A 24,637-nucleotide genomic window follows, 5' to 3' on the forward strand; every position below is an offset into this window, starting at 1 on the left:
ACCCTTCCTGTTAAAAATTGAACACATATGATATGATAATTTAAAGGGAGATTAAATACAATAATCTTTTTAATAATAAACGATGAGGTGATATCATTAATGGCATTTAAGTCAGGATTTGTAGCATTGATAGGACGTCCAAACGTTGGTAAATCAACGCTAATGAATTACTTTGTGGGAAAAAAAATTTCAATAATCTCACCGAAACCACAGACAACAAGAAATAGCATAAAAGGAATACTGACCCTGAATGATGCACAGGTAATATTTATTGATACACCTGGTGTTCACCCACCTAAGAACAAACTTGGTGAATATATGGTAAAGGTTTCTGAAAAGACCCTAAAAGAAGTAGACTTAATCCTTTACATTGTTGAAGCTACTGACAGTGGAATTGGTCCGTGGGATGAAACAATCTTAGAAAAGTTAAAAGAGGTTCAAACGCCTAAGATACTGGTTTTAAACAAGGCTGATTTAGCATCCAAGGAGAATATCGAGATTTTAAAAAGTCTTTTTTCAGGCAGATTAAGTTTTGAATTTATAATCGAGATAGCCGCAATCAATGGGTATAATTGTGATGTACTGTTAGAAAAAATCAAAATGCTATTGCCAGAAGGTCCAAAGTACTATCTTGACGATATGACAACAGATGTGAGAGAGAGCTTTATTGTCTCTGAAATAATCAGAGAAAAGATTTTGTTAAATCTTTCTGAAGAAGTACCACATGGTGTGGGAGTTTCGGTTGAAAGGTTTTCTGAAAGAGAAGATAAGGATATTTTAGATATAGAAGCAACTATCTATTGTGAAAAAGAATCCCACAAAGCAATAATTATTGGAAAAGGTGGACAAATGCTAAAGAAAATTGGAATGCAAGCGCGCGAAGAACTTGAAATGTTATTTGGAATAAAAGTTAATCTTCAGCTCTGGGTAAAGGTTAAGAAGAACTGGCGAGATGATATATCTGCAATGAAGATGCTGGGATATAACCTAAAAGAGGTCTGATGGATAATGAAATTCATAAAGGCAAAAGGCATTGTGCTAAAAGATGTAAATTTTGAAGAGTCAAGCAAGATCTTGACCATCTTAACATCTGAGCTTGGAAAGATCCAGGCACTTTCAAAAAATTGCAGACGAACATTGAGCCCTTTGAGTGCTGTATCACAGCCGCTTATATATTCAGAGTTTGTGTTTACAAAAACAAAGGAGATTTACTCTATATCATCAGCAAGTGTAATTGAATCGTTTTTTGACATTACTCAAAATGTTTACCTTACTATTTACTCCAGTTACCTTATAGAGCTTGTAGACAGTTTCATCCAGATTGAGCAAAAAAACGAGGATGTGCTAAGACTTCTTTTGAACTCATTGTACATGCTGAAAAAGGGGGCAGATCCTGAGACTATATGCAGAATCTTTGAGATTAAAATGTTAATCTTTACGGGATTTTTCCCTCAATTTACCCAATGTGTGAAATGTCAAAAGTCACACCTGAGCCGTATTTTTTTCTCTTTCAAAAATGCAGGTGTTGTCTGCGCAGAATGTAAAGAAGAAAATGATGTGGAAATAGGTCTTGAAGTTGTTGAGAAGGTCCTAACAATTGCTGCAACAGATTTGAAAAAGCTAAGTAAAATAAGAATTAGTAAAGGTTTGAATGACATATTGAAAACCTTAATGACAACATATATTAAATTAGTATTGCAAAAGGATGTCAAAATCCTTGATTTTTTTAAATTTATAAAATAAAATAGATTCGACTGCACAAAATAAATTGAAGGTGGTAAGGATAGTATGGTAACAATGGATGAGATAGTCTCGCTTTGCAAACGTCGAGGATTTATATTCCAATCAAGTGAAATATATGGCGGACTGAACAGCTGCTGGGATTATGGACCACTTGGCGTTGAGATGAAGAACAATATAAAAAGACTTTGGTGGAAAGCAAATGTACAGCTAAGGGACGATGTTGTCGGACTTGACTCAAGCATATTAATGAATCCAAAGGTATGGGAAGCAAGTGGACATTTAACTAATTTTGCAGATCCTATGGCTGATTGCAAGGTTTGTAAAAAAAGATGGAGGACAGACCAACTTTCTGAGTATAAATGTCCTGAATGTGGTGGAGAACTTACAGAAGCAAGGATGTTTAATTTGATGTTTAAAACCTTCATGGGCCCTGTTGAGGATGAGTCTGCAGTTGTTTACTTGAGGCCTGAAACTGCACAGGGTATATTTGTTAACTTTTTAAATGTTCAGCAGACCATGAGAAAAAAGCTTCCTTTTGGGATTGCTCAGATAGGAAAGTCATTCCGAAATGAAGTAACACCTGGTAATTTCATTTTCAGGACAAGAGAATTTGAGCAGATGGAAATAGAATATTTTGTAAAACCTGGAACAGATGAATATTGGCACAAACATTGGATTGAGCAACGAATAAGTTGGTATTATAAACTGGGTATTAGAAAGGAGAACATAAGAATAAGAGAGCACGGGAAAGATGAACTTGCGCATTATGCAAAGGCATGTGTTGATATTGAATATTTATTCCCAATGGGCTGGTCAGAGCTTGAAGGTATTGCAAATAGAACTGACTTTGACTTGTCGAGACATCAGGAATACAGTGGTCAGAATTTGACATATTTTGACGATGAGACAAAACAAAGGTATATTCCATATGTAATTGAACCCTCTGCGGGAGTTGACAGGTCGCTTCTTGCATTTTTGGTTGACGCATATGAAAATCAGAAGATTGACGAGAATGATTCAAGGATTGTACTGCACCTTCACCCTGCTATTGCTCCAGTTAAAGCAGGCATTTTCCCACTTTTGAAAAAAGAAGAGCTTGTAAAAAAGGCAAAGGAGATTTACAATAACCTCAAATACAAGTGGATTGTCCAATATGATGAAAGTGGCAGCATAGGCAAACGATACAGACGCCAAGATGAGATAGGTACTCCATTTGGAATAACAGTAGACTATCAAACCTTAGAAGACAACACAGTGACTATAAGGGATAGAGATACAATGGAACAGGTAAGAGTTCATATTGAAGAGATAATTCCATATTTAGAAGAAAAAATTGAAGTAAAGTTTTAAATAAAGTATATTCTCAAACTGCAAAAATATGCTATAATAATTTATGTTGTAATGTGCAAGGTTTTCTTTAACATATTTTCCCAATTAAATTTCACATAGGAGGGATTTATATTGAGCAAAAAGAAATATGTGTACATGTTCTATGAAGGAAACAAAGACATGAGAGAGCTTCTTGGAGGAAAAGGTGCTAATCTTGCTGAGATGACAAATCTTGGACTTCCAGTTCCTCCTGGCTTTACCGTAACAACAGAAGCATGTACAAGATATTACGACGAAGGCGAAAAGATAGCTGATGAGATTGTAGAAGAAATCTTTGAAAAGTTAGCAGAACTTGAAAAGATTACAGGTAAGAAATTTGGAGATCCAAGCAATCCACTTCTTGTTTCTGTTCGAAGCGGTGCAAGAGTTTCAATGCCGGGTATGATGGACACTATCTTGAACCTTGGTATCAATGATGAAGTTGTCGAAGGTTTGGCAAAGCTTACAAATAATGAGAGATTTGCTTATGACTCGTACAGAAGATTTATCCAGATGTTTTCAGATGTTGTTATGGGAATTGAGAAAGGCAAGTTTGAAAAGATACTCGATGAAGTAAAAGAAAAGTATGGTGCAAAATATGATACAGATTTGACTGCTGAGCACTTAAAAGAGGTAGTTGTAAAATATAAAGAGCTCTACAAGACAGAAAAAGGCGAAGACTTCCCACAAGATCCAAAAGTCCAACTTTTAGAAGCAGTAAAAGCAGTATTCAGATCATGGAACAACCCAAGAGCAATTGTTTATAGAAGACTCAATGAGATTCCTCATGATTGGGGAACAGCTGTAAACGTCCAGATGATGGCATATGGTAACATGGGCAATGACTCTGGTACAGGTGTTGCCTTCACACGAAATCCAGCAACAGGTGAAAAAGAGTTATATGGCGAGTTCTTAATGAATGCTCAAGGTGAAGACGTTGTTGCGGGTATCAGAACACCACAACCAATCTCAGCTTTAAAAGAGACAATGCCAGAAGTTTACCAGCAGCTTGCTGACATTGCAAAGAAGCTTGAGACATACTACAAGGATATGCAAGATATGGAGTTCACAATTGAAAAAGGAAAACTCTATATGCTTCAGACAAGAAATGGTAAGAGAACAGCACAAGCAGCACTTAAAATTGCAGTTGACATGGTTGAAGAAGGGCTTATAACAAAAGAAGAAGCAATGTTGAAAGTTGATCCTAAACAGCTTGATACATTACTTCACCCAACATTTGAACCAAGTGCACTAAAAGCTGCAAAGCCAATTGCAAAAGGCCTCCCTGCATCACCAGGTGCAGCAACTGGTAAGATTTACTTTACAGCTGAAGAGGCAAAAGCAGCAGTTGAAAGAGGTGAAAAGAAGGTTATTCTTGTCAGAACAGAGACATCACCAGAAGACATTGAAGGTATGGTTGCAGCACAAGGAATACTCACATCACGCGGTGGTATGACATCACATGCAGCAGTTGTAGCAAGAGGTATGGGCAAGTGCTGTGTTGCAGGTTGTGGAGATATATCGATTAATGAAGAAGAGAAATACTTTACGACACCAGATGGTAAAGTATATCGCGAAGGCGATTGGATTTCACTTGACGGCTCAACAGGGTATGTATACGAAGGTGAACTTCCGACAAAAGATCCAGAGCTCACAGGTTACTTTGCAACATTTATGCAATGGGCTGATGAGATAAGAAGACTGAAGGTTAGAGCAAATGCTGATACACCAAGAGATGCTGCACAGGCAAGAAGGTTTGGTGCAGAAGGTATTGGTCTTTGCAGAACTGAGCACATGTTCTTCGAAGAAGACAGAATACCAGCTATGAGAGAGATGATTGTTGCAAGAACAGAAGAACAGAGAAGGAAAGCATTGAACAAACTTCTCCCAATGCAAAGAGGCGACTTTGAAGCACTCTTCAGAGAGATGAAAGGTTATCCAGTTACAATAAGACTTCTTGACCCACCATTGCATGAATTCTTACCAAAAGAAGACGATGCTATAAGAGAACTTGCAGCACAGATGGGTATCACCTTTGAAGAACTAAAATCAATTGTTCAAAGCTTGCATGAGCTTAACCCAATGCTTGGTCACAGAGGTTGTCGTTTGGCTGTGATATATCCAGAGATTGCTGAGATGCAAACAAGAGCTATAATTGAAGCAGCTATAAATGTAAAGAATGAGGGAATAGATGTTGTACCTGAGATAATGGTTCCACTTGTTGGTGAACTCAAAGAGCTCAAGTACATCAAAGACATCATTGTTAAGACTGCTGAAAAGGTCATGGAAGAAAAGGGTGTAAAGATTGAGTATAAAGTTGGTACAATGATTGAAGTACCAAGAGCAGCACTTACTGCTGATGAGATTGCAAAAGAAGCAGAGTTCTTCTCATTTGGTACAAACGATCTGACACAGATGACATTTGGATTCTCCAGAGACGATATAGGCAAATTCTTGAATGACTACTTTGAAAAGAAGATATTCGAAACAGATCCATTTGCAAGACTTGATGAAAAAGGTGTTGGCAAACTTATCAAGATGGCTGCAGAGCTTGGACGTAGCACCAGACCAGATATCAAACTTGGAATCTGTGGTGAGCATGGCGGCGATCCATCCAGCATTGAGTTCTGCCACAATGCAGGGCTTGACTATGTTTCATGTTCACCATTCAGAGTGCCAATAGCAAGACTTGCAGCTGCTCAAGCACAAGTAAAATCAAAGATGAAAGCATTTATAGATAAATAATAGTTAGAAGGGGCAAAAAGCAGAGGAGGGTATAAAAGAAGAAGTTGCCTTCCTCTGCTTTTTTTGCATGTATACACTTGAACAAAGCTTTAAAAGTGATATAATTAATAGTGGGACAAAACTATATGTGGGATGGATAAACCTGTCCCTGATGGAGTAATGATGAGATGGAAGATTTTCTTGAGCTTTTAAAAAGAGTAACACCTGAAGTAATAGAAATATTTGAAAGAAGGTATGACATATTAAAAAACGTGAAATATTATCAGCCAATTGGTAGAAGGATGTTAGCTGAAAGGGTAAAGCTTTCTGAAAGAATTGTAAGAAATGAAGTAGACATTTTAAGAAGTCTTGGGCTTTTAACCATAACAGAGAATGGTACATTTTTGACAAATGAAGGAGAAGATATTCTTGAAAAACTTTCTAATATAGTATATGATATAAAAGGGTTAGAAGCTTTAAGAGAGAGGGTAAAAGATATTTTAGGTGCGAAAGATATCATTGTAGTTCCAGGAAATGCTGATACAAATCCATATGTACTGAGGGAATTGGGTATTGCAGCGGGTAAGGTTATTCTCTCCCTCTTACCAGAAGTCAAGATAATTGCCGTTACAGGTGGACAGACGGTAAAAGAAGTTGTTGACAATTTCCCAAGATGCTCTTTTAAAGATATCTTGGTAGTTCCAGCAAGGGGCGGAATTGGACAAGAGGTTGAAAAACAAGCGAATACCCTGGCAGCAAGTTTAGCTAAAAAATTGGGTGGAAAGTATAAGCTTCTCCACCTTCCTGATACGATGGACGAAGAGATATATAAACTGATTGTGAGAAAAGAAGAGGTTCAAGATGTTTTAAATGACATTAACAATGCCGATATGTTGATATTTGGTATAGGCAATGCGATTGAAATGGCAAAGAGAAGAAAATTTGGCGAAGAGATGATAGAAAAACTAAAAGAAGTGGGAGCGATTGGTGAGATTTTTGGTTATTATTTTGACAAAGAGGGCAATATTGTCTATAGTACAACCACAGTAGGTATAAAACTTGAAAAAATTAAAAACATTAAATATATGATAGGAGTTGCGGGTGGCGCGCACAAGGCAGAGGCAATACTTTCATTAAATGGTATAAAACATAACACAATATTTGTCATTGATGAGGGGATTGCACGTAGAATTTTGAGTATAAAAGGGTAGAAACACTGCTGCAATTTTAAGGTTGCTGCAGTGTTAAAAATAAAAAAAAGAGAAAGGATGGTAGGTAAGATGGCTGTTAAGATTGGTATTAATGGTTTTGGAAGAATTGGTAGAAATGCTTTTAAGGCAATTTTGGCAAAATATCCAAATGAGTTTGAGGTTGTTGCGGTAAATGACTTGACTGATCCAAAAACTTTGGCACATCTTTTAAAATACGATTCATGTTATGGTATATTCAATGGGACTGTTGATTATACAGACACGTCAATCATTGTAAACGGCAAGGAAATAAAGGTCTTAGCTGAGAAAGATCCAGCAAACCTGCCATGGAAGGATTTAGGTGTTGAGGTTGTAATTGAGTCAACAGGTAGGTTTACAAAGAAGCAAGATGCAGAAAAGCACATCCAAGCAGGTGCAAAAAAGGTAATCATCACAGCTCCGGCAACAGATGAAGACATCACAATTGTTATGGGTGTTAACGAAGAGATGTACGACCCTGCTAAGCACCATGTAATTTCAAATGCATCCTGTACAACAAACTGTTTGGCACCTGTAACAAAAGTAATTGACAAACACTTCAAAGTAAAGAGAGGCCTTATGACAACAGTTCACTCTTACACAAATGACCAGCAGATATTGGATCTTCCACACAGGGATTTAAGAAGAGCAAGAGCAGCAGCACTTTCTATCATTCCAACAACAACTGGTGCAGCAAAGGCAGTAGCGCTTGTTCTTCCACACCTCAAAGGAAAACTCAATGGTTTTGCACTCAGAGTTCCAACTCCAACTGTTTCTGTTACAGACGTTGTTTTTGAGGTTGAAAAGCCAACAACAAAAGAAGAAGTAAACAGCGTTTTGAAAGCTGCTGCTGAAGGCGAATTAAAGGGTATTTTAGGATACAGCGAAGAGCCACTTGTTTCTGTTGACTACAAGGGCGACCCAAGGTCTTCAATAGTTGATGCTCTCTCTACAATGGTTATTGAAGACACACTTGTAAAAGTTGTTGCATGGTATGACAACGAATGGGGATACTCTAACAGAGTTGCTGACCTTCTGAACTACATTGTTAAGAAAGGGTTATAATGATTTTTAAAAAAGACTGGTCCGGCAAGAAGTAGTGAGAGTGCAGTTTTGCCCGGACCAGTCTTGATTTGAAAAAGTGGAACCATTATCTTAGGTTTTCAAGGAGATAGAATATAGAAGAGGTGAGATTACTAATGCCAAGATTGAACAAGAAGACAATTCGCGATATAGATGTAAGTGGTAAAAGAGTTTTAGTAAGAGTTGATTTTAACGTTCCACAAGATGAAAATGGGAATATCACAGATGATAGAAGAATCAGAGAAGCGCTTCCAACCATTAAATATTTGATTGATCACAATGCAAAGGTAATTCTTGTTTCACACTTAGGAAGACCAAAGGGCAAGTTTGATCCAAAATATTCTATGGCACCTGTTGCAAAAAGGTTATCTGAACTTCTTGGCAAGGAAGTAATATTGGCAAAAGATGTTATAGGCGAAGATGCAAAAAAATGCGTGGAACAAATGAAAGAAAAAGATGTTGTTTTGCTTGAAAATGTCAGATTCCACAAAGAGGAAGAAGAAAACGATAGAGAATTTGCAAAAGCTTTAGCATCGCTTGCAGACATTTATGTAAATGACGCATTTGGCACAGCTCACAGAGCTCATGCTTCAACAGCAGGTGTTGCAGAGTTCTTACCAGCAGTTGCTGGATTTTTAATGGAAAAAGAGATTGAAATGCTTGGCAATGCTCTTGCAAATCCGCAAAGACCTTTTGTTGCAATCTTAGGTGGTGCAAAGGTTTCTGACAAGATTGGAGTAATTATGAATTTATTAGAAAAAGTGGATAGCCTGCTTATTGGCGGTGCAATGGCATATACCTTCTTGAAGGCAAAGGGATATAAGATTGGAAAATCAAAGTGCGAAGATGACAAGTTTGATGTTGCAAGAGAAATAATGAAAAAAGCAGAGGAAAAAGGAGTAAATCTTCTTTTACCAGTTGGAAGCATTGTTGCAAAAGAGTTTAAGAACGACACAGAGTATATGTATGTTCCATCAGATGCAATGCCAGACGATATGATGGGCATGGACATAGGAAATACCACAATTGAACTTTTCTCAAAAGAGATAAAAAAGGCAAAGACAATTGTTTGGAATGGACCAATGGGTGTATTTGAATTTCCAAACTTTGCAAAAGGAACAGAAGCTATTGCAAGAGCTGTTGCTGAAGCAGTTGAAGAAAATGGCGCAATTGCAATTATCGGTGGTGGCGACTCTGCAGCTGCTGTTGAAAAGCTCGGCTTTGCTGATAAGATGACACATATTTCAACAGGTGGCGGTGCTTCATTAGAGTTTTTAGAAGGAAAGGTACTGCCTGGTATTGCATGTCTGCTTGACAAAAATCCAAGAAAGAAGATAATCGCAGCAAACTGGAAGATGAACAAGACTCCACAAGAAGCAAAAGAGTTTGTTGAAGAGCTGAAAAAGTATATTGATGATGTACAAGCAGAAGTAGTTATCTGTGCTCCATCAATTCTTGTTCCTTATGTCAAAGAAGCAATAGAAGGAACAAATATAAAACTTGGAACACAAAACATGTTCTATGAAGAAAAAGGCGCATATACAGGTGAGATATCTGGTCCAATGCTTAAAGCAGTTGGGGTCGAGTATGTGGTAATAGGTCACTCTGAGAGAAGGCAGTACTTTGGTGAAACTGATGAGATTGTGAACAAGAAAGTGTTAGCAGCGCTCAAGTTTGGTCTAAAGCCTATTGTGTGTGTTGGTGAGACACTCAAACAAAGAGAATATGGTATTACAGATGAACTTGTAAGGCTTCAAGTAAAGATTGCACTAAATGGTGTTCCCAAAGAAGATGTTGAGAAGGTTGTAATTGCATATGAGCCTATTTGGGCAATAGGTACAGGTAAGAATGCAACACCTGAAGAGGCAAATAGAGTAATTGGGGTTATCAGAAATGTAATTGCTGAGATGTATGATGAAGACACTGCTCAGAAAGTGAGAATTCAGTATGGCGGTAGTGTAAACTCTGCAAATTCAGCAGACATTTTCAATATGCCAGAAATTGATGGAGGCTTAGTTGGCGGTGCAAGCCTTAATGCTCAGGAATTTGCAAAGATATTACACTACTAATTATGGCAAGTAAAGGGGAATAAGATAATGAAAAAACCTGTTGTTCTTATCATCATGGATGGTTGGGGTTATAACCCAAAGCAAGAGGGAAACGCTGTTGCTTTGGGCAAGACCCCCAACCTTGACTATTACGAAAAGAATTACCCGTATACCTTAATTGGTAGCAGTGGAATGGATGTTGGTCTTCCTGAAGGTCAGATGGGAAATTCTGAAGTAGGTCATCTAAATTTAGGTGCTGGGAGAATTGTGTATCAAGAGTTTACAAGAATAACAAAGTCAATTAAAGATGGTGACTTTTTCGAAAAAGAAGAGTTTTTAATGGCAATTGAAAATTGTAAAAAATATGACTCTTCTCTTCATTTGATGGGGCTTTTATCAGATGGCGGTGTTCACAGTCACAACACTCACCTTTATGCACTTTTAGAGCTTGCAAAGAGGCATAATCTTGAAAGGGTATTTGTTCACTGCTTCTTAGATGGGCGAGATGTTCCACCTTCAAGCGCAAAGATTTACATTGAAGAACTTGAACAGAAAATGAAAGAGATAGGTTGTGGCAAGATTGCAACAGTGATGGGCAGATACTATGCAATGGACAGAGACAAAAGGTGGGAAAGAGTAGAAAAGGCTTATAATGCAATGGTGTTTGGTGAAGGCGAATATGCAAGCTCAGGATTAGAGGCAGTTGAAAAGTCGTATGAAAAAGGCAACACGGATGAGTTTGTAATTCCGACTGTTGTACTTGAAAATGGCAAACCAGTTGCAACAATAAATGAACATGACAGTATTATTTTCTTTAACTTCAGACCTGACAGAGCAAGACAAATTACAAGAGCATTTTGTGATATAGAATTTGACGGTTTTGAAAGGAAAAAAGGATATTTTGAAGTATTCTTTGTATGCATGACCCAGTATGATGTAACAATAAAGAATTGCCATGTTGCATTCAAACCTGAAAACTTGACGAACACTTTAGGAGAATACCTTAGCAAGTTAGGGTTAAAACAACTTCGAATTGCTGAGACAGAAAAGTACGCTCATGTCACCTTCTTCTTCAATGGTGGTGTTGAAGTACCAAATGTCGGAGAAGACAGGGTTTTGGTACCATCACCGAAGGTTGCAACATATGACCTTAAACCAGAGATGAGTGCTTATGAGGTAACTGAAGCTCTACTGGAGAGAATTGAAAGTAACCAATATGATGTTATAATTTGTAACTATGCAAACGGTGATATGGTGGGACACACTGGAGTGTTGGAGGCTGCAATAAAAGCAGTTGAGGCTGTTGATGAGTGTATCGGAAAAGTTGTTAACAAAGTTTTAGAAAAAGGCGGAGTGGTTATTATTACTGCTGACCATGGTAACTGCGAACAGATGATCGATTATGAGACAGGTGAGCCTCATACAGCTCATACAACAAATAAGGTGCCTTTGTATCTTGTTGGGTATGGCAATGTTAAATTAAGAGATGACGGAATTTTAGCAGACATTGCTCCAACAATCTTAGACATCTTAGGGTTAGAAAAGCCTTCAGAGATGAAAGGAAGCTCGCTTGTTATTAAATAAATTCATTTATAGAGACTGAAAAAAATATTCAGAAGGAGGAATAAACGAATGAAAGTTGATCTTTCAATTACAGCTGTAAAAGCGAGAGAAATTCTTGATTCAAGAGGAAACCCAACTGTTGAGGTAGAGGTTGTTGTAAATGATGAATTTGTAGGTAGAGCTGCTGTTCCATCGGGTGCGTCAACAGGTATATTTGAGGCTGTTGAACTCAGAGATGGTGATAAAAAAAGATATATGGGCAAAGGTGTTCTCAAAGCTGTTGAAAATGTAAATGAGGTTATTGCACCAGAGATTATTGGAATGAATGCTTTAAACCAAGTTGAGATTGACAGGCTTATGATTGAGCTTGATGGAACAGAGAACAAGAGCAAGCTTGGTGCAAACGCAATTTTGGGTGTATCTTTGGCAGTTGCAAAGGCAGCAGCGAACGCACTTGGTCTTCCACTGTACCAATACATTGGCGGTGTTAATGCAAAATATTTACCTGTGCCAATGATGAATATCTTAAACGGTGGTAAGCATGCTGACAACTCTGTCGATTTGCAAGAGTTTATGATAATGCCTGTCGGTGCAAAATCTTTTAGCGAAGCACTCAGGATGTGTGCTGAGACATTCCATCACTTGAGAAATGTGCTCAAAGCAAGAGGATACAACACAACAGTTGGTGATGAGGGCGGATTTGCGCCAAATTTGAAGTCTAACGAGGAGCCATTGGAAGTGATTGTTGAAGCAATCGAAAAAGCTGGTTATACTCCAGGTAAAGACATAGCAATAGCGCTTGACCCTGCAACCTCTGAGCTCTACAATGAAGAAGATGGAAAGTATCATTTCGAGAGAGAAGGTAAAGTTAGAACAAAAGAAGAAATGGTAGAATTCTGGGTAAAACTTGTTGAGAAATATCCAATTGTTTCAATTGAAGACGGTGTTGCAGAAGAGGACTGGGAAGGCTGGAAGATGCTCACTGAAGCACTTGGTAACAAAATTCAGCTTGTTGGTGATGATTTGTTTGTTACAAATACAAAGAGGCTTGCAAAGGGAATTGAGCTTGGCGTTGCAAACTCAATATTAATTAAGCTCAACCAGATAGGAACACTTACAGAAACTTTAGAAGCAATTGAGATGGCAAATAGAGCAGGCTACACTGCAGTTGTATCCCATAGATCAGGTGAGACAGAAGATACAACAATTGCTGACCTTGTTGTTGCGGTAAATGCTGGTCAGATAAAGACAGGTGCACCGTCAAGAACAGACAGAGTAGCAAAATACAATCAGCTATTGAGAATCGAAGAAGAGCTCGGTAGCGTTGCCGTATATCCTGGAATGAACGCATTCTTTAACTTGAAGAAAAAATAACTCCACAAAAGTCCAAATATAAGTTTTTGAATTCAAAACAGAATAAAGAGAGAGGGAAAGTGTTGAACTTTCCCTCTTTTCATTTTATAATATATTCAAACAGGTTGTGTTGTGAATTTTGTTTGAATTTTTATGAAATTGTGTTGAAACAAGTTTCAAGGAGGTTTGGAAAGATGAAAAGATTTATGGATGAGGATTTTCTCTTGAATAACCAGACTGCTAAAGTGCTTTACGAAAAATATGCAAAAGATATGCCAATTGTTGACTTTCACTGTCATTTGAATCCAAAGGAAATTTATGAAAACAAGAAGTTTAGGAATATCACGGAGGTTTGGCTTGGAGGAGATCATTACAAGTGGAGGCTTATGAGAGCAAACGGAATTGAAGAAAAGTATATAACAGGTAGCGCAGATGACTATGAAAAGTTCTTGGCATGGGCAAAGACCATTCCAATGGCAATAGGAAACCCAATTTATCACTGGACACATTTAGAACTCAAAAGATATTTTGGAATAGATGAGATATTGAATGAAAAATCAGCACCTATCATTTGGGAAAAGACAAACAAAGTTCTAAAAGAGCTTGGTGCAAGAGATATAATTTTGAGGTCTAATGTAGAAATAATCTGCACAACAGACGACCCTGTTGATACACTTGAGTATCATTTAAAACTAAAAGAAGATAAAGATTTTAATGTAAAAATTTATCCTACTTTCAGACCTGACAAGGGTGTGAACATTGAAAGAGAAACATTCATCCCGTGGGTAAAAAAGCTTGCAGAGGTATGTGGAAAAAAGATAGAAAGCTATGATGAGTTTTTAGATGCCTTAAAGTCAAGAGCAGAATTTTTCCACTCTGTGGGGTGTCGTGCTTCTGACCATGCTATTGACGATATGGTTTTTGCCGATGCATCTTTTGATGAAGTAGGAAATATTTTCAAAAAAGCTTTAGCAGGTGAGAAACTTACAGAAATTGAAGTTGCAAAATATAAAACGTATACATTGAGATTCTTAGGAAAGGTTTATTCAAGTCTTGGCTGGGCAATGCAGCTTCATATAAATGCCCTGAGAAATAACAATACAAGAATGTTCAATATTTTGGGGCCTGACACAGGATATGATTCAATAAACGATGGTCATATAGCCTCTGCACTTGTCAAATTCCTTGATTCATTAGAGAAGGAAAATTCTCTGCCAAAGGCAATTCTGTATTCCTTAAATCCAAAAGATAGCTATGTTCTTGCAACAATCATGGGATCTTTCCAGGATGGTAGCGTTCCTGGGAAGATGCAACTTGGTGCAGCTTGGTGGTTTAATGATAGCAAAGATGGCAACCTTCAGCAGATGAAAGATCTTGCAAATCTTGGGCTCTTGAGCCGATTTGTTGGAATGGTAACAGATTCTCGAAGCTTTCTGTCTTACGCAAGACATGAATACTTTAGAAGACTTCTTTGCAATTTGATTGGCGAGTGGGTAGAAAACGGTGAATATCCTTATGATTTAGAAACACTTGGTAGAATAGTTCAAGGCATTTGTTATTATAATGCAAAAGAGTATTTTGGGTTTTAAAAGATAGATGAGGAAGACATAGGGTGGAGTTGTATATTCCACCCTATTTTTATACTTCCATTTCCTATCACATAATTGATTGGTGAATAATACATCCAAACTTAATGTTGAATCTCACGTAAATATGTGATACACTATTTTACGTGGAGGTGAAATAGTATGCGTAAATATCAGAACGTTACTTTATCTCTTCCCAAGGAGCTTATTCAAAAGGTAAAACATATTGCTGTTGAAAGGAATACATCTATTTCTGCGCTGCTTACAAGCTTGTTAGAAGAGCTTGTAAATAGAGAGGAGTCATATCAAAAGATTTATCTACAGCATCTTAAGCTTTTAGAAGAAGGATTTGACCTTGGAACAGGTGGAGCAATCACTTGGAGGAGAGAAGATTTATATGAAAGACAGTAACTATCAATTTGTTGACACAAATATTTTGGTGTATGCATATGATAAATCTGCTGGAGAAAAACATAAAGTTGCTAAACAGATTGTGGAGACACTTTGGAAAGAAAGAAATGGTGCCTTGAGCACTCAAGTTCTTCAAGAATTTTTTGTTGTTGTTACAAAAAAAGTTAAGAATCCTTTAAGTTTTGACAGCGCGTTTCAAATCATATCAGACTTAGGTTTATGGAAGGTGGCCACAATTGAAGTAAAAGATATTTTAGAAGCTATCAAGCTTTCACAAAGATATAAAATATCTTTTTGGGATGCTTTGATACTTTGCAGCGCTATAAATTTGGGATGTTCAGTAATATGGAGTGAAGACTTAAATTCTGGTCAGTATTTTGGGAAAATAAAAGTAGTAAATCCATTTTTGTCTTTAAGCACATGGTGAAAATTTGAAACAAATTACATTTCCTTGGTTGTTCCATTCTTTATTTTTTATCTTCCCTTATGTTTTGTTGCAGCTTTTCTCTAAAGATCAAAATTATAATACGATGGGGCTTTTTTCTTTTGTTACTACATTTACTCTATATGGTTATTTCTTTTATTCAACAAACTATATATTTTAACTATTTGCAAATTTGGCCTTGATATAAACTCAAGAAAATTTAAGAAATTTTAAGCTATTTAAATAAAAGTGTATTCTGAGCTCAAAATTTAGTTGAAAATGGGCTAAAAAAAAACGGGATTGACAGAGTGAAAATGTATAAGATAAAATTTGCATAGAAATTCCAAGAAGAAGTTTACAGAAAAAATAGTTTAAGTACCAAATAGCCTAAATAAGAGAATAAAGAAGGAAACGTACTAAAAAATCAAGTGGGATGAAAAGATGAGAACAAGATACTATTGTGTAAAGCAACACGATATAACAGATTGTGCGGCAGCGAGCTTAGCAACAATTTGTTTGCAATATGGAAAAGAAGTATCGATAGCCAGAATAAGAGAGATGGCAGGGACAGACAGGTTTGGCACCACAGCATATGGAGTTGTAAAAGCGGCAGAAAAGCTTGGATTTGAAGCAAAAGCAGTCAGGGCAGAAGCAAAAGAAGCAATATTTGAGAAAATACCACTTCCGTGTATAGCGCATGTACTGATAGATGGCAAGCTATTTCATTATGTTGTAATACATGAGATAAGAAGAGAAAGGATAGTAATAGCAGACCCTGCCAAAGGAATAGTTAAGCTAAATCCTGAAGAGTTTTTTAAGATATGGACAGGCATTTTGATATTTCTTGTACCAAATGAAAACTTCAAAAAAGGAAAGCAAGAGGGAGTTTTGAAAAAGTTTTTCAAGTTATTGAGACCACAGAAGAACTTGATATTGAATATTTTTGCGGTGTCAATTGTATATACCTTGCTAGGGATAGCGGCAGCGTTTTATTACAAGTTTTTGATGGATGATGTAATACCGAATCTTTTGAAGAATACACTTCATGTTATAGCAGCAGGTGCGATACTGATTACAATATTCAAGGTGATATTAGGGGCATTCAGGGTAAGGCTTTTGATACATTTGAGTCAAAGATTAGATATTAAACTGATGCTGGGATATTATGAACATGTGATAGAGCTTCCGATGAGTTTTTTTGGTAGCAGGAAGATAGGGGAGATAATTTCGAGGTTTATGGACGCGTCAAAAATAAGGGATGCGGTATCAGGTGCAACTTTGACGCTAATGATAGACAGCATAATGGCAGTGGCAGGCGGAGTAATTTTATACCTGCAAAATTCCACGCTGTTTTTTATAGCCATTGTGATGGTTTTGCTGTATGCAGCAGTAGTGTTTGGATTTAACAGGGTATTGAGGGAAGCGAACAGGCAGGAGATGGAAGACAATGCAATTTTGACGTCATATTTGGTAGAGTCACTGAATGGGATAGAGGTAGTAAAGGCATTTAATATAGAAGAGGATGTGAATTTTAAGACAGAGAGCAAGTTTGTAAAGCTATTAAAAGATGTGTTTAAGGTATCGAATTTAAACAATTTGCAAAGTAATATAAGCAGCGCAATAGCAGCGGTAGGTGTTATGGTAATACTATGGGTAGGAGCACACAAGGTAATAAATGGGCAGATGAGCATAGGAGAGTTATTTACGTTCAATGCACTGCTTGCATACTTTGTAGACCCGATAAAGAACTTGATAGGATTGCAGCCGATGATGCAAACGGCGATAGTTGCAGCCGAAAGGCTTAGTGAAATTTTGGAACTTGAGAGTGAGTTTCAAGAGGACGAAGACAAGAAGTTGTCACCCAGTTTGAAGGGTGATATAGAGATAGAGGGTTTAAACTTCAGATACGGTACAAGACAGCTTGTGTTGAGGGATATAAATCTTAAGATAAAAAGTGGAGAGAGAATAGCGATAGTAGGGGAGAGTGGTTCAGGGAAGACTACATTGGCAAAACTGCTTTTAGGATTTTATGATTATGAGAGTGGAGAGATAAGGATAAATGGTTATAACATAAAAGATATAAACAAAAGGCATTTAAGGGAAAAGATAGCATATATATCTCAAGACATCTTTTTGTTCAGTGGTACGATATTTGAGAATTTGGTATTGGGTAACAGGAATATAAAAATGGAAGATGTGATTGAAATAAGCAGATTAACCACACTGGATGAGTTTGTATCAAAACTTCCTTTGAGATATAATACCATGATAGAAGAGAATGGAGCGAATTTGTCAGGCGGGCAGAAGCAGCTAATAGCGATAACCAGGGCGCTTTTAAAAAAGCCTGAGATAGTGATAATGGATGAAGCGACCAGTAATCTTGATTCTGTAACCGAGCAGGCGATAGGAAAGGTAATAGAGAAGGTATGTGAGGGGATAACAACCATAATAATAGCGCACAGGCTATCGACCATATTAAAGTGCGACAGGGTTGTGGTAATGCATGAAGGTAGGATAGTAGAGGTAGGAACGCATGAGGAGCTGATGAGAAAGAAAGGATATTATTATAACCTGTGGAGAGAGCAGCTGATGGGACTTGAGCAAAAAGGGTTATGGGATTTGGTTGGGAGTGCAGCTGGAAGATGAGAGAGGTAATATATGATTTTGGTGAACTTAGAGAAAGTAAGCTTTTGTACGAAGCAGAGATTCCAAGGTATGGGCTTTTTATTACATACATTTTGCTTGCCTTAATGATAGGACTTGTTTTGTGGAGTATTGTAGGAAAAATTGATATAAATGTAAAGGTCCAAGGAATAGTAAGACCTTGGGAAGATGAAGCAAAGGTGATAAGTTATGTTGGAGGGAAGGTAAAAGAGGTTTTTGTAAAAGAAGGTGAATATGTAAAGAAAGGTGAGGTTCTATTTAAAATTGATGATGAGGAGTATGTAAAGAAGAGGGATTTGTTAAGACAGCAATTGGGCGAATATGAGAAAAAGATTGATGATTTGAAAGAATTGAGAAATAGCATAGAAAATGGAGAAAGTCTCAGGAATAAAAATAATGCATACTATTTGAGGTACTTGAGCTATAGTTATGAGGTAAACAAATTAAGGAAAGCTGCAGAAGAAGCAAGAGTGCAAAGAGAATACAGTATAATGGATTTTAAAAAGCAGATGGAGAGTTTGGATGAGAAGATTAAAAATATTGATAAATTTGAAAGCACGTTAAAAGAAATAAAGGAAGTTGTAAGCAAAGGCGAGCAAGTTAAGCTAACGAAATACGACATAGGGTATTTAGGATTTATATTAAGTGAAATAGAAGCTTACAATCAGCAGGTGAAGACAAAATCGGATGGTAGTGATATACAGAGGGAGATTTTAGTATCGAAGATAGATTCGAAACTTGATGAGCTAAGGCAGTCAAAAAGTGAGTTGGTTTTGCAAAAACAGAAGATAGAAGGGCAGCTGAGACTGCTGGTCATTTCAGGTGATGATACAAAAGGAGATATTGAGAAATATAAGCTGGAGGTGCTGCAGCAGATTGATAGTGAGATTAGTAGTTTAACTCACGAAATAAAGAACCTGAAAATCAACTTGGAAGAAACTGAGAAGTTGATAGAAAGCTGTAGTGTAAGAGCAGATAAAGATGGTTATGTAGAATACAGCGTTGAATTGGTCAGTGGTGCGGCAATAAATAGCGGAGTTGAGATTGGCAGAATAGTTGGCAGTCAAGCAAGAGGATTTAAGGTTATTGGATACATACCAAATACAAAAGGTAGTAGCATAAAAATAGGGCAGAGGGCAAAGGTAAAGATAGCAGGAGCAGATGGGTTGAAAGTAGTGGAAGGGAAGGTTGCGAGGGTATCGCAGGATATAAAGGTAGCAGACCAGAGCGGGCAAGGATTTTATGAGGTTGAAGTAGAAGTGAAGAATGTTCCAAAAGATACTAAATTGAGAGCAGGGCAAGCATGTGAGATGAGCATAGTGGTTGAGCAGAAACGTTTGATTGAATGGGTATTAAAGAAGTTGGGATTGAGGTTATGAGGATAGGCAACAACCCTTTCATCAGCCGGCTGTGAGGGTTGGGATATAGTAAAAATAGTAAAAATAAAATTATACAAAAAGGAGGTTCGAGGTGTTATGAATAATGATGTTTTGAGAAGCACATCTGCTCTAGAATTGAATGAGACAGAATTGCTAAACATTTCAGGCGGAAAATTAAGCTGGAACGATTTAGGTTTTTATCTTAGTGGAGTTAGTGGAGGAGTAATAGGTGCTGCTATTGCTGGTGCAGTTGCGGGCACAGCGACAGCGGGGCTTGCTGGTACTTTTCTTGGTGGATTAATTGGGGGTGTTGGATATTGGATATTAGATCAGTTCTAAAAGGGTATATAATTTTGAAAGACAATGAATTAGAAAAAATAAATGGTGATGGGGTGCTCGGTATTGCAGCTGGTATGTTGTTAGGCTTTACGTATGGAATGGCTGCAGGGGGTATAATTGCTTATAATACTGGTGAAGTTAAAGATATGTTTAAAACAGCGTGGACAGCTGCAATGGTAGGTGGAGCGGTGGGTAGCTTTCTCCCATTTTAATTATTGAAATGAAAGTAGGTGATAGATATTGCTTTTTAAATCGATTTTAAAATGTTTTGCATACTGTTTTGGTGCTTCAGCAGGAGTTGGTTTGTTTGTGTTGGTAGTATCAAAATTAAATGATTTGTATGTTAAGCCGGAAATTATATTAGTATTTGCTTTGATGATATTTTTGTGGTCTTTGACAATGGCAATTATTTTTGGTTACTTATGTGATCATGAAGTATATGTCTATAAAAAAGGTACTATATCAGAAAATGAATTAGAAGAACGAATAAAAAGAACAGGGTATTACACTAAAATTGAAAAAGATGCCAACAAAATTATTGCAACAACACCGCATAAGCTTACAAATTGGCTGTGTGGAAAAATAGTTATTGATATTAATGGAGAAGAAATAAGAATTGATGCGAGTAGAGGTTTTTTATATAAATATTTTAGACCAGTAAAAATGCACTAATAAATTCAAAATAAAAATTAAACCTCCAGAGGCTGTCTATTTATAACATAGAATAGACAGCCTCTTATAAATACAGAAAATTATGATAATGTTGGAGGATGTGAAACTTGCCAAAATTACTTTCAAATAAAGTAATAATTTATATTTTATTGCTTATCACCGTTATTGCTAATTTGTGGCTTTTTATTTATAGTAGGCAGAAATATAATATTTTATTTCTTTTTGCAATACTTGTAGCATTCATGACTTCTTATGCGTTTTTATTGTCATCGAAAAATATATTTGTGATGGGTATAACTATTATAGCATATTTAAGTGTAGTTCAAGTTTTGAGAAATATATTTAATTTTTCAGATTTGTTAAATTTTATTTGTTTGTTACCGATCATTATATTCAATGTAAGTATTATTCTTTATATTACAAAGAATAGAAGATTATATTATGATTATCTATCGTATTTTAAAAACATACTACTTTTATTATTTAACCATAAGGACAGATAATCTTTCTTGTTTTAAAAAATGAATTGATGAAACACTTACAAATAGAGCCATTTTAAACTGAATTGAATGAAAAATTTTATGCAAAATATTTCAATCTATAATAAAAGCTTATAATAAGAGTGCGAATATAAAGTTGAGTAGTAATGATTTACAAGGGAAAATTTTAATATCAAAGATAGATTCGAGACTTGATGAGCGGATAGAACTAAAAAGTGAATGGAGTTTACAGAAAAATAGAATGGCAGCTGCAGTAGCGTGAGAGGTTTGTCAAGAATTTTTGTTTCCAAGACATAACATGGGTTGTAAAGTTAGGTTATATTATTTCGGAGTATGGAAGATTTAAAGCTTTCAAAGTCTGGACAAGGGAACGCTCAAGAATAACCGTTGACGACTAAAGACATAAGCAGGTCAGTGTATGAACTATCAACTCTTTTGTAGCGGAAAGAAGAGGATAGAAGGTAGCAAATTCTAAGGGCGTGTGCGAGGGACAGAGATCTCAAGACGTTAGGCAGGTGTTGCAAATTTTACTTCAATAAAAACCATTGCCTTTGTCATTGTCATTTTTAGCAAGGAAGACTTTTCTTTCCGACAACATAAAGCAATCGAGCAAGTTTTACTTGTAGTTGCTTTAGAGCTGGGCGGATAGAGCCATCACAGGAAGCAATACATATTTAATACTTGCTTCTTGAGCCATGTTTTTAGCAGTCTCAATAATTTCATTTTTATTCATTTTAAGTAGTCCCCTTTGATGATTATTTCAATACTAATTATACAGTGGACACAATTTTATTATAACTCCCTAAATAGTTACGATTTGGTATTTGTTAATGGCGGATTAGATAAAATTTATAAGATTGTCACATTGATAAAAGATATATATGAATTGGGTCAGCAACTTTGGGATTTTGGAAGAGGATTTATTAAAGGAAGGCAGGATGCAACTTGTTAAAATTGCTTTGCTTTATTTAAAAAATGGAGGAGGGATTGAGTTATGAATAAATTTATGAAAATTGATGAAAATGAGTTGATAGGAATTAATGGTGGAGGAAAAGATGATTATGATTTTGGATATAGTGTAGGCTATAATTTAGGTAAACTTTACAAATGGGTAATCAACTTAATAGATAACATTTTATATACACCTAAGGGAATACCTGTTTCAGATTTATACTATCGTGGGTAAAGCTTAGAAATATTAGTTTAGGGTAATAATAACTTTATATAAAAAAGTATATGCTCAAGCAATTGTATACTGATTTAAAAAATCAGTACAGTTGCTTTAGCATTTATATTTTATTTACATAAATGGAGGTTACAAATGAAACAAACTAATAAAAAGAAGATTATTAAAAAAAAGAGGAGTGCTTTAGAGTATATTAGTCTTTTTTTTGTATCAGGTGTTCTATTACCGTTAATATTTCTAGCATTTGTTTTTAACATGAAAGAAATATATAGTATGTTATTATTTTATGTGTTTACTTATACGTGTACCATTTTGTTTTTTGGTATTTTTTTTAAAGATGAAATAACAGATTTAATAGAATATTCATATAGGATAAGCAAAAATAAAATAAAAATTATAAATATAATGTTCTTATTTTTATTTGGTGTATTGTCGACAATTATAATACAAATCATTGTATATTTACTCAATGTGTATTTGCTTCATATTCGTGATGTAGATAAGGCAAGTATTTTTGAAAAACAAATAGAAAATATTATTAAATTAAATAATGTGCACAGTGTAATAATCCTATTGACAATAATATTTTTTTCAGGGATAGTTGCACCTGTTGTAGAGGAAATTATATTTAGAGGATTAATATTTCAAAGTTTAAGACAAAAGATGGATTTAAAATTGGCTATTTTAATGAATGCATTAATTTTTGGTTTATGGCATATAGATTTATATACTGCTTTATGTGCATTTTTATTCGGGATTGTGTTATCAATTTTTTATATACGTTTTAATTCAATATTTGTGCCTATAGTTATTCATATAGGTGCTAATATTATTGGTCTAACTAACATAATAATATCTTCAATTATAAAATGATTTAATTATAAGTTAAATCAAAGTAATTACGATATATAACTAAAATGAGCCAAGAAATTTTTTAAAACTAAATTTATGTTCAGATAATTAATTAGATGACTTAAGGATTGTTTTTTTGACTTTGAATTTCAAAACGTAAATAATGAAGAGTATTAGAGAAGCAACTTTAAATTTATTTTATAATAAAGTATAGAAAGAACAAATTAACTTACAAAAATACTTTTTTATTTAGAAGGAAAATTAATTTATAGTGTAGTAAAGAGGAGGTATCACAATTGGCATTGTATACAGAAATTCAAAAAATTCTAAAGAGCAGAAAATTTTTAATTGCTTTAATAATTACAATTGGTTTTAATATTCTTTATTGCTGGTTTGCGCGTAATTATGTATTTAATAAAAGTGAGAGCTACATAAAAGGATATATTTCTGACACTGAAAAGCAGATAAAGCAACTTGAGCAAAAATTAAAAAAAGAAAAAGATGCTAAGATAAAGAAGCTATATCAAGAACAAATTTTTGATTTGAACAGAATTGTCCAAGAAGAAAAATTGAGATTGCAATATAGTAAAAATCCCAAGAAAGAAATGGAAGGAAGAGCTCAATATTACAAGATGATGTATGAAAACGCTAATAAAACTGGTAATTATAAAGAACAAGAATCAAATAAAATAAATTACCAAATAATTAGTGAAAATTTAAAAAAGAAAAAGTATTATTCGATAAACAAGCAATTAGACGGATGGTCGTATTTACTTAGTCAATCCTACGGAGTAGCATTTTTTATAATTGTTATAATAGCTTTAATTATTGGTAGTGGCATAATTTCAGATGAGTATAAGGAAGGGACAGCAAAGCTTTTGAAAACTTTGCCTATAAAAAGAGCAAATATAGTATTTAGCAAATTTATTGCGTCTGTTTTGATGATTAGTGCATTAGTAATTGGCACACAAATTATATTTTTTATAGTTTTAAGTATAATAACAGATTCTTTTAAATACTATGATGTATATTGTAATTGGATTTCGAGATACAAGGTGATAGGTTTTAAAGTGTATCCTGTTTTAGATAACGTGAAGTTATTAACTTTACTTGAAAGCAGCATATTACAATTTATGACAGAGATAGTAATTATTTTAGCTATATCTGGAATTATTGTATTTTTCTCTTCTATATTTGAAAACGGAGCATTTACAAGTATTAGTTTTATTGCAATAATAGTAATTATAAGTATACTTCGTCAAAAGATGCTTATGATAAAAACACCAGTATTGAAGCTATTGTCATTGATATTTCCTTGGGAACTATCTGTTGTATACACGAATTATTTGCCAAATGAGTTGGATTGGATTTATGCTTCAACCTATGTTGTTATAGGGTTGAATTTACTGCTAACAATTATCTTTGTATTGGGTTCTATAGAAATATTTAAACATAAAGAAAAAGTATAATATAGTGCAAAAATAAAATTTGGTAATATCTAAAGGAGGCATAA

At 35.4% G+C, this 24,637-nt stretch carries 22 protein-coding genes and 1 pseudogene; 22 read left to right on the plus strand and 1 reads right to left on the minus strand.

Going from position 1 to position 24,637, the window contains the following annotated elements:
* Positions 1-99 precede the first annotated feature (99 nt).
* The 18 genes from era (at position 100) to ELD05_RS14765 (ending at position 21,348) form a co-directional block, all read left to right on the plus strand.
* A complete protein-coding gene (gene era / locus ELD05_RS06365; protein ID WP_127351770.1) occupies positions 100-1,002 on the plus strand; it encodes a GTPase Era in 903 nt (300 codons plus the stop codon).
* Between the two features lie 6 nt (positions 1,003-1,008).
* Positions 1,009-1,743, plus strand: coding sequence for a DNA repair protein RecO (gene recO, locus ELD05_RS06370; protein WP_127351771.1), 735 nt, complete (start codon positions 1,009-1,011; stop codon positions 1,741-1,743).
* A gap of 54 nt (positions 1,744-1,797) precedes the next feature.
* Positions 1,798-3,093, plus strand: coding sequence for a glycine--tRNA ligase (locus tag ELD05_RS06375; protein WP_307720923.1), 1,296 nt, complete (start codon positions 1,798-1,800; stop codon positions 3,091-3,093).
* Between the two features lie 111 nt (positions 3,094-3,204).
* The gene (gene ppdK, locus ELD05_RS06380; RefSeq protein WP_127351773.1) at positions 3,205-5,856 is read left to right on the plus strand and encodes a pyruvate, phosphate dikinase; all 2,652 of its coding nucleotides are present in this window, start codon (positions 3,205-3,207) and stop codon (positions 5,854-5,856) included.
* A gap of 167 nt (positions 5,857-6,023) precedes the next feature.
* Positions 6,024-7,046, plus strand: coding sequence for a sugar-binding transcriptional regulator (locus ELD05_RS06385; RefSeq protein WP_039763917.1), 1,023 nt, complete (start codon positions 6,024-6,026; stop codon positions 7,044-7,046).
* Between the two features lie 69 nt (positions 7,047-7,115).
* Complete coding sequence (gene gap, locus ELD05_RS06390) at positions 7,116-8,129, plus strand: type I glyceraldehyde-3-phosphate dehydrogenase (protein WP_039763988.1); 1,014 nt, start codon at positions 7,116-7,118, stop codon at positions 8,127-8,129.
* A 134-nt stretch (positions 8,130-8,263) separates the two neighbouring features.
* A complete protein-coding gene (gene tpiA, locus ELD05_RS06395; protein WP_206516911.1) occupies positions 8,264-10,216 on the plus strand; it encodes a triose-phosphate isomerase in 1,953 nt (650 codons plus the stop codon).
* Between the two features lie 24 nt (positions 10,217-10,240).
* Positions 10,241-11,779, plus strand: coding sequence for a 2,3-bisphosphoglycerate-independent phosphoglycerate mutase (gene gpmI / locus ELD05_RS06400; RefSeq protein ID WP_127351774.1), 1,539 nt, complete (start codon positions 10,241-10,243; stop codon positions 11,777-11,779).
* 48 nt (positions 11,780-11,827) lie between these two features.
* A complete protein-coding gene (eno, locus tag ELD05_RS06405) occupies positions 11,828-13,132 on the plus strand; it encodes a phosphopyruvate hydratase (protein ID WP_127351775.1) in 1,305 nt (434 codons plus the stop codon).
* A 173-nt stretch (positions 13,133-13,305) separates the two neighbouring features.
* Positions 13,306-14,700, plus strand: coding sequence for a glucuronate isomerase (gene uxaC / locus ELD05_RS06410; RefSeq protein ID WP_127351776.1), 1,395 nt, complete (start codon positions 13,306-13,308; stop codon positions 14,698-14,700).
* A gap of 159 nt (positions 14,701-14,859) precedes the next feature.
* Entirely contained in the window at positions 14,860-15,108 is a 249-nt protein-coding gene (locus tag ELD05_RS06415) for a DUF6364 family protein (RefSeq protein ID WP_127351777.1), read from the plus strand.
* On the plus strand, positions 15,095-15,535 hold the full coding sequence (locus ELD05_RS06420) for a PIN domain-containing protein (protein ID WP_127351778.1): 441 nt from the start codon (positions 15,095-15,097) through the stop codon (positions 15,533-15,535). The genes ELD05_RS06415 and ELD05_RS06420 overlap by 14 nt, the downstream gene beginning before the upstream one ends.
* Positions 15,536-15,973: 438 nt before the next feature.
* Positions 15,974-18,178: a peptidase domain-containing ABC transporter gene (locus tag ELD05_RS06425; protein ID WP_127351779.1), complete on the plus strand. Its 2,205-nt coding sequence runs from the start codon at positions 15,974-15,976 to the stop codon at positions 18,176-18,178.
* Complete coding sequence (locus ELD05_RS06430; protein ID WP_127351780.1) at positions 18,175-19,575, plus strand: HlyD family efflux transporter periplasmic adaptor subunit; 1,401 nt, start codon at positions 18,175-18,177, stop codon at positions 19,573-19,575. The genes ELD05_RS06425 and ELD05_RS06430 overlap by 4 nt, the downstream gene beginning before the upstream one ends.
* A gap of 111 nt (positions 19,576-19,686) precedes the next feature.
* Positions 19,687-19,914, plus strand: a complete 228-nt coding sequence (locus ELD05_RS06435) for a hypothetical protein (protein WP_164742584.1) — start codon at positions 19,687-19,689, stop codon at positions 19,912-19,914.
* Positions 19,893-20,126 carry a hypothetical protein gene (locus ELD05_RS06440; RefSeq protein WP_127351782.1) on the plus strand — a complete coding sequence of 78 codons (234 nt, stop codon included), beginning with the start codon at positions 19,893-19,895 and terminating at the stop codon, positions 20,124-20,126. Before ELD05_RS06435 ends, ELD05_RS06440 begins: the two co-directional genes overlap by 22 nt.
* 28 nt (positions 20,127-20,154) lie before the next feature.
* Entirely contained in the window at positions 20,155-20,586 is a 432-nt protein-coding gene (locus ELD05_RS06445; protein WP_015907863.1) for a hypothetical protein, read from the plus strand.
* A gap of 636 nt (positions 20,587-21,222) precedes the next feature.
* The gene (locus tag ELD05_RS14765) at positions 21,223-21,348 is read left to right on the plus strand and encodes a hypothetical protein (RefSeq protein ID WP_277601435.1); all 126 of its coding nucleotides are present in this window, start codon (positions 21,223-21,225) and stop codon (positions 21,346-21,348) included.
* A gap of 63 nt (positions 21,349-21,411) precedes the next feature.
* On the opposite strand, the pseudogene ELD05_RS06450 reads toward ELD05_RS14765, so the two are convergent.
* Positions 21,412-21,819, minus strand: a pseudogene (locus tag ELD05_RS06450) (transposase); the annotation flags it as partial.
* Between the two features lie 84 nt (positions 21,820-21,903).
* On the opposite strand from ELD05_RS06450, the gene ELD05_RS14770 reads away from it, so the two are divergent.
* The 4 genes from ELD05_RS14770 (at position 21,904) to ELD05_RS06470 (ending at position 24,593) form a co-directional block, all read left to right on the plus strand.
* Positions 21,904-22,038: a hypothetical protein gene (locus ELD05_RS14770; protein ID WP_277601436.1), complete on the plus strand. Its 135-nt coding sequence runs from the start codon at positions 21,904-21,906 to the stop codon at positions 22,036-22,038.
* Positions 22,039-22,080: 42 nt separating this feature from the next.
* The gene (locus ELD05_RS06460; protein ID WP_127351784.1) at positions 22,081-22,272 is read left to right on the plus strand and encodes a bacteriocin-type signal sequence; all 192 of its coding nucleotides are present in this window, start codon (positions 22,081-22,083) and stop codon (positions 22,270-22,272) included.
* Positions 22,273-22,407: 135 nt separating this feature from the next.
* Complete coding sequence (locus tag ELD05_RS06465; RefSeq protein ID WP_127351785.1) at positions 22,408-23,145, plus strand: CPBP family intramembrane glutamic endopeptidase; 738 nt, start codon at positions 22,408-22,410, stop codon at positions 23,143-23,145.
* Between the two features lie 275 nt (positions 23,146-23,420).
* The gene (locus ELD05_RS06470) at positions 23,421-24,593 is read left to right on the plus strand and encodes an ABC transporter permease subunit (RefSeq protein ID WP_127351786.1); all 1,173 of its coding nucleotides are present in this window, start codon (positions 23,421-23,423) and stop codon (positions 24,591-24,593) included.
* Positions 24,594-24,637: the final 44 nt, after the last annotated feature.

This window comes from Caldicellulosiruptor changbaiensis (assembly GCF_003999255.1).
In the GTDB taxonomy this organism is placed as follows: Bacteria; Bacillota; Thermoanaerobacteria; order Caldicellulosiruptorales; family Caldicellulosiruptoraceae; genus Caldicellulosiruptor; species Caldicellulosiruptor changbaiensis.

Bases quoted from the DNA above. Each gene is read 5' to 3' on its own strand.
- era (WP_127351770.1), top strand. From the start codon at position 100: ATGGCATTTAAGTCAGGATTTGTAGCATTGATAGGACGTCCAAACGTT.
- recO (WP_127351771.1), top strand. From the start codon at position 1,009: ATGAAATTCATAAAGGCAAAAGGCATTGTGCTAAAAGATGTAAATTTT.
- ELD05_RS06375 (WP_307720923.1), top strand. From the start codon at position 1,798: ATGGATGAGATAGTCTCGCTTTGCAAACGTCGAGGATTTATATTCCAA.
- ELD05_RS06385 (WP_039763917.1), top strand. From the start codon at position 6,024: ATGGAAGATTTTCTTGAGCTTTTAAAAAGAGTAACACCTGAAGTAATA.
- gap (WP_039763988.1), top strand. From the start codon at position 7,116: ATGGCTGTTAAGATTGGTATTAATGGTTTTGGAAGAATTGGTAGAAAT.
- tpiA (WP_206516911.1), top strand. From the start codon at position 8,264: ATGCCAAGATTGAACAAGAAGACAATTCGCGATATAGATGTAAGTGGT.
- eno (WP_127351775.1), top strand. From the start codon at position 11,828: ATGAAAGTTGATCTTTCAATTACAGCTGTAAAAGCGAGAGAAATTCTT.
- uxaC (WP_127351776.1), top strand. From the start codon at position 13,306: ATGAAAAGATTTATGGATGAGGATTTTCTCTTGAATAACCAGACTGCT.
- ELD05_RS06415 (WP_127351777.1), top strand. From the start codon at position 14,860: ATGCGTAAATATCAGAACGTTACTTTATCTCTTCCCAAGGAGCTTATT.
- ELD05_RS06420 (WP_127351778.1), top strand. From the start codon at position 15,095: ATGAAAGACAGTAACTATCAATTTGTTGACACAAATATTTTGGTGTAT.
- ELD05_RS06425 (WP_127351779.1), top strand. From the start codon at position 15,974: ATGAGAACAAGATACTATTGTGTAAAGCAACACGATATAACAGATTGT.
- ELD05_RS06430 (WP_127351780.1), top strand. From the start codon at position 18,175: ATGAGAGAGGTAATATATGATTTTGGTGAACTTAGAGAAAGTAAGCTT.
- ELD05_RS06460 (WP_127351784.1), top strand. From the start codon at position 22,081: ATGAATAAATTTATGAAAATTGATGAAAATGAGTTGATAGGAATTAAT.
- ELD05_RS06465 (WP_127351785.1), top strand. From the start codon at position 22,408: ATGAAACAAACTAATAAAAAGAAGATTATTAAAAAAAAGAGGAGTGCT.